The sequence below is a fragment of the Anaerolineales bacterium genome, assembly GCA_016928575.1.
Classification (GTDB): domain Bacteria; phylum Chloroflexota; class Anaerolineae; order Anaerolineales; family RBG-16-64-43; genus JAFGKK01.
In genome coordinates, this window is sequence record JAFGKK010000101.1 from 1 (window position 1) to 5245 (window position 5245).

3 protein-coding genes are annotated in these 5245 nt (G+C 63.1%); all 3 read left to right on the forward strand.

Going from position 1 to position 5245, the window contains the following annotated elements; all coding sequences use genetic code 11:
- Positions 1-150 precede the first annotated feature (150 nt).
- The 3 genes from JW929_12635 (at position 151) to lon (ending at position 5093) form a co-directional block, all read left to right on the forward strand.
- Positions 151-570 (forward strand): DUF559 domain-containing protein, encoded by a 420-nt coding sequence (locus tag JW929_12635; protein ID MBN1440246.1) that lies wholly within the window; start codon positions 151-153, stop codon positions 568-570.
- A gap of 587 nt (positions 571-1157) precedes the next feature.
- On the forward strand, positions 1158-2573 hold the full coding sequence (locus JW929_12640; protein ID MBN1440247.1) for a bifunctional folylpolyglutamate synthase/dihydrofolate synthase: 1416 nt from the start codon (positions 1158-1160) through the stop codon (positions 2571-2573).
- A 15-nt stretch (positions 2574-2588) separates the two neighbouring features.
- Positions 2589-5093 (forward strand): endopeptidase La, encoded by a 2505-nt coding sequence (gene lon, locus JW929_12645; GenBank protein ID MBN1440248.1) that lies wholly within the window; start codon positions 2589-2591, stop codon positions 5091-5093.
- The last annotated feature ends 152 nt before the right edge of the window (positions 5094-5245 follow it).

Consider the following 5245-nt stretch of genomic DNA (forward strand, 5'->3'; position numbering starts at 1 on the left):
CCTGGCTGATCCCGTCTTCCACAATCCCGGTATATACTTCGCCGGCTTGCGTTTCCTTCCTCACCCCCTTCCCCTCTCCTGGCTGATGCCAGGAGAGGGGGGTAGTGCGATACAATTGAGTCAAGTTCATCCAAGGGGGAGTAATAGGCCATGAAGAAACGACATCCTACAGACTCAATAGCCGTTATGAATGCAAGATATTTGCGCCGGACTTCGACGGAATCCGAAGAACTATTATGGTCTGTCCTTCGGGGACGTAGGTTGGGGGGATATAAATTCCGGCGGCAATATCCCGTCGGCCGCTGGATTATCGATTTTTTCTGCCTAGAGAAAATGGCGGGGGTGGAGATCGATGGCTTGATTCATAATAAGCCCCTCGTTCGAAATCATGACCTTTTGCGCGATGAGCAACTTAAGAGGATGGGCGTTCGGATCCTGCGGATCCCGTCAGGAAAAATAAAAGAAAATGTTACGGTTATATTACGGGAAATTCTTGCGTTTTTAGATGGCCGCACCCCCTCTCCTGGCGTTAGCCAGGAGAGGGGGTTGGGGGGTGAGGAAGGGGGATGACAAGCCATGAAAATTGGATTCGGGGAATATTCCAAGTTGAAAAGAAGGGGTTGGGGGGTGAGGAAGGGGGATGCCTCGAGGTGAAAAATGATTCGGGGTTACTACTCAGCTGGCGATCGTCCTGCCGGCGCCCGCCCTCGGCGTGTTCTTTGCCGGGGGTGAAATTAGCCGGCATCCAGTAAATCTTCAATAAATACTGGACCCCGGCTTCGGGCACGCCGGGGTGACGGACAAAACCTACAACACTGGTGATGGTATGCTGAGATTATTCTGTCGAAAAAAGCCGCCTAAGCATTTACGATTCGGGGAATATTCCAAGTTGAAAAGAAGGGGTTGGGGGGTGAGGAAGGGGGATGATTTGCGAGAAAGTGAAGCGGGGTATTCGGAATGGAAGAATGCCGGGAGGGAGACGAGGAAGAAAGCCGTATGTGCACACTGAAAGATTGGGGAGTGAAAAGGGGAACGATGGAAAAAACAACCGGATTATAAAGGAAGGACATTGCTGCGCGCGGAAGAAGGGGATGCGGGGCGCGAAATTCGGCGAAGGCCTTCGAAAAAGGGGGCTTGGGAGTGTTACAATCCCCCGCGTGAAAACCTTCACCTATCAGCAGGCGCTGGATTACCTGTATTCGTTCATCGACTACAGCCTACAGCGCTCGTACCAATACTCGCCGCGCACGCTGGACCTCGGACGGATGCAGGCCCTGCTGGGGCACCTGGGCGATCCGCACCGGGCGTATCCGGTGATCCACATCGCGGGGACCAAGGGCAAGGGATCCGTCGCGGCGATGGTTGAATCCTGCCTGCGCGCGGCGGGCCTGCGCACCGGCTTCTACCTCTCCCCACATCTGATCGATTTCTGCGAGCGGATCCGCGCCGGGGGAAGCCCGATCGCGCACGACCGTCTGGCGGACCTGGTGTTTTCCCTGCGCGTTCCGGTGGCGAAAGTCCCCGGATTGACGACCTTCGAAATCACCACCGCCGCCGCCTTTCAATACTTCAAGGAAGAGGGGGCGGAAGCCGTCGTGGCGGAGGTGGGCCTCGGCGGGCGGCTGGATGCGACCAACGTCGTCGCGCCGCTGATCTCGGTGATCACCTCGCTTTCCTACGACCACACCCACCTGCTTGGCAACACGCTGGCCGACATCGCCTTCGAAAAGGCGGGGATCATCAAACCGGGGGTCCCGGTGGTCGCTTCCCCGCAGGAGGGTGAAGCCCGGAAGGTCCTCCGGGCCGTGAGCGAGGAGCGCAAGGCACCGCTGTCGCTGGTCGGGCGGGATTGGCACTTCGCGCCCGAGCGGCACGACCTGCAAGGGCAGTCCTTCTTCTTTTGGAGTGCGAAGGACCAAGCCGAGGTGGACGCGGTGCTGGCGCGGGGAGGAGGCTTGCGGCAGATCGCCGAGCGGTATGAAATCCCCCTTCTGGGGTATCATCAAATCATCAACGCCGCCACGGCCGTGGCCGGACTGCGCACGGCGCGGGACGGCGGCCTTCCGATCCCCGACCGCGCGATCCGCGAAGGCCTGGATTCGGTCCGCTGGGAGGGAAGGTTCCAGATCCTGCGCCTCTCGCCGGCGGTGGTGGTGGATTCGGCGCACAACGTGGATTCGGCGCGGAGGCTGCGCACGGCGCTCGACGATTACTTCCCGGAGCGCCGGGTGGTGCTGATCTTCGGCGCCTCCGACGACAAAGACATCGCCGGGATGCTCGACGAACTTCTGCCGCGGATCTCGCGGGTGGTGGCGACCCGCTCCACCCATCCGCGGGCGGCCGACCCGGAGAAAATCGCCGCCCTCGCCCGGGAGCGGGGTTGTCCGGCGGAGACCTCGGACGATCCGGCGCCGGCGCTGAAGCGCGGATTCGCCCTCGTCGGGCCGGAAGACGTTCTCCTTTCGGCGGGCAGCCTGTTCGTCGCCGGCGCGGTGCTGGAGGAATGGCCGAACCTCCAAAAAGAATTCTTCTCCGCCCGGGAGCGGCTTTCCGGCCCGGCGGACGGCGCGTAGGAAACGACGGAAAAAATGAACGGACAAGAATACCGAGATTGGCAGCTGCGGTCCGAATTCGCCGAGGTGCTCGGCAGCCGGACCGAGGAACTGCAAAAGATCCGCGACGCGACGCTCGACAAGGACGGGCTCGTCACCTGCGCCGTCCTGCCGCTGCGCGACCTGGTGGTGTTTCCGCGGATGGTCACGCCGCTGTTCGTCGGTCGGGAAAGCGCGCTTTCAGCGCTCGAGTTCGCCCACGGCGCCGGGCAGACGGTGATCGCGGTCGCCCAGAAAAACGAGGAGAAAAACGATCCCTCCTACGCCGACCTGTACACCGTCGGCTGCGAGACGGCGGTGGGGCGGGTGCTCCACCTGCCGGAAGGCGAGACCACCGTCCTAGCCCAGGGGCGCCGCCGGGTCCAAATCATCGAGTACCTGCCGGGCGGAAGCTTTCTGCGCGCCCGGGCGCGGCCGGTGTATGAGAGCGCCGACCGCTCCCGCGAGACCGAAGCGCTGATGCGCGCGGTCCTGGCATTGTTCGAGAAGGTCGTCCAATTGAACCGCAGCCTGCCGGACGACGCCTACGTGTTCGCGCTGAACGTCGAGAACCCCGGCTGGCTGGCGGATCTGATCGTCTCCACGCTCGGCGTGACCGTGCCGGACCGCCAGCGGATGCTGGAAACGTTCGACGTCGAACTGCGGCTCCAGCGGCTGAGCGTGATGCTCGGACGCGAGTTGGACGTGCTCGAACTGGAAAACCGGATCCACTCGAAAGTCCAGAGCGAGGTGGACCGCACCCAGCGCGAATACTACCTGCGCGAGCAGATGAAGGCGATCCAGACCGAACTCGGCGAGCAGGATTCCTGGTCCGAGGAGCTGACCGAGGTCAAGAACGCCATCCTCAAGGCCGGGATGCCCGAAGAGGTGCAGACCAAGGCGCTGAAGGAGCTCGAGCGCATGGGGCAGATGCCCGCGATGGCTCCCGAGGTGGCGATCGTCCGCACCTACCTCGATTGGCTGACCGACCTGCCCTGGCAAAAGCAGACCGAAGACAACCTCGACCTCAAACGCGCGGCCGCGGTCCTCGACCGGGCCCACTACGGCCTGCCCAAAGCCAAGGAGCGGATCCTCGAATACCTGGCCGTGCGCACGCTCGCCCCGAAAAAGCAGAAACAGCCGATCCTGTGCTTCGTCGGCCCGCCCGGCACCGGCAAAACCTCGCTCGGCCGCTCGATCGCCGAAACGCTCGGGCGCAAATTCGTGCGGGTCTCGCTCGGCGGCGTGCGCGACGAAGCCGAGATCCGCGGACACCGGCGGACCTACATCGGCGCCCTGCCGGGCAGGATCCTGCAGACGATGCGCCGCGCCGGGACGGTCAACCCGCTGTTCATGCTCGACGAGATCGACAAACTCGGCGTGGATTTCCGCGGCGATCCGGCCGCCGCCCTGCTCGAGGTGCTTGACCCGGAGCAGAACCACGCCTTCGACGACCACTACCTCGACTTGCCCTACGACCTTTCGCGGGTGATGTTCATCACCACCGCCAACACCCTCGGCCCGGTCCCGCCGGCCCTGCTGGACCGGATGGAGGTGATCGAATTCCCCGGCTACATCGAGCAGGAGAAGATCGCCATCGCCAACCGATTCCTGATCCCGCGCCAGCGGGAGGAGAACGGATTGGACAACGTGCCGTTCGCCTTGGGCGAGGACGCCCTGCTCCGGCTCATCCGCGAATACACCTGGGAGGCGGGGGTGCGCAACCTCGACCGCGAGATCGCGCGCATCTGCCGCAAGGTGGCCCGGCGGAAGGCGGAAGGCAAGCGCCTCCCGGAGCGGATCGACGCAGCGGCCGTTCCGAAGTTCCTCGGCCCCCAGCAATTCTTCCAGTTAGAGGCGGAGAAGCAGGATGAGGTGGGGGTGGCCACCGCCCTGGCGTGGACCGAAAACGGCGGCGATACGATGCCGGTGGAAGTGGTCCTGGTGGAAGGCAAGGGCAACATCCAGATCACCGGCCAGATCGGCGAGGTGATGCAGGAGAGCGCCCAGGCGGCGATGTCGTACCTTAAATCGCGGGCCAAGCAGTTCCGCCTGGAGCCGCAGCGGTTCGAAAAGACCGACGTGCACATCCACATCCCCGAGGGCGCGATTCCCAAAGACGGGCCCAGCGCCGGGATCACGATCGCCGCCGCGCTGGTCTCGGCCTTCACCGGCCGCAAAGCCCGCCGCGAGGTGGGCCTGACCGGCGAGATCACCCTGCGCGGCCGCGTGCTTCCGGTCGGGGGCGTGCGCGACAAAGTCATCGCCGCCCACCGCATCGGCCTGAAGAAGGTGATCATCCCCAAACACAACAAAAAAGACCTGATCGAGATCCCCAAAAACGTCCGCGACGAGTTGACGATCTCGCTGGTTGAGCACATCGACGAGGTCCTGCGCCTGGCGTTGCACAAGGAATTCGCGGCCCCGGCGGCGAAGAAGCCGCCGGCCGCAAAGCCTGCCGCGCGGCCCGACAAGCCCAACGAAGCGAAAAAGAAGAAATAGCGCACCGCAGCCGTCTCCTCCCCGAACCTACCGAACTCATCGAGGAGGTTGGAAATTATCCGGGTATCTCCTCAGCCTCAGGAATATTGAAATGAAATCCTGCTCTTTTCCATCCTCACCCCTATCCCCTGGCCCCTTCCCCCTCTCCTGAC

What these genes read in the sequence shown, in the direction of transcription:
- JW929_12635 (MBN1440246.1), top strand. Translation starts at nt 151, where the DNA reads ATGAAGAAACGACATCCTACAGACTCAATAGCCGTTATGAATGCAAGA.
- lon (MBN1440248.1), top strand. Translation starts at nt 2,589, where the DNA reads ATGAACGGACAAGAATACCGAGATTGGCAGCTGCGGTCCGAATTCGCC.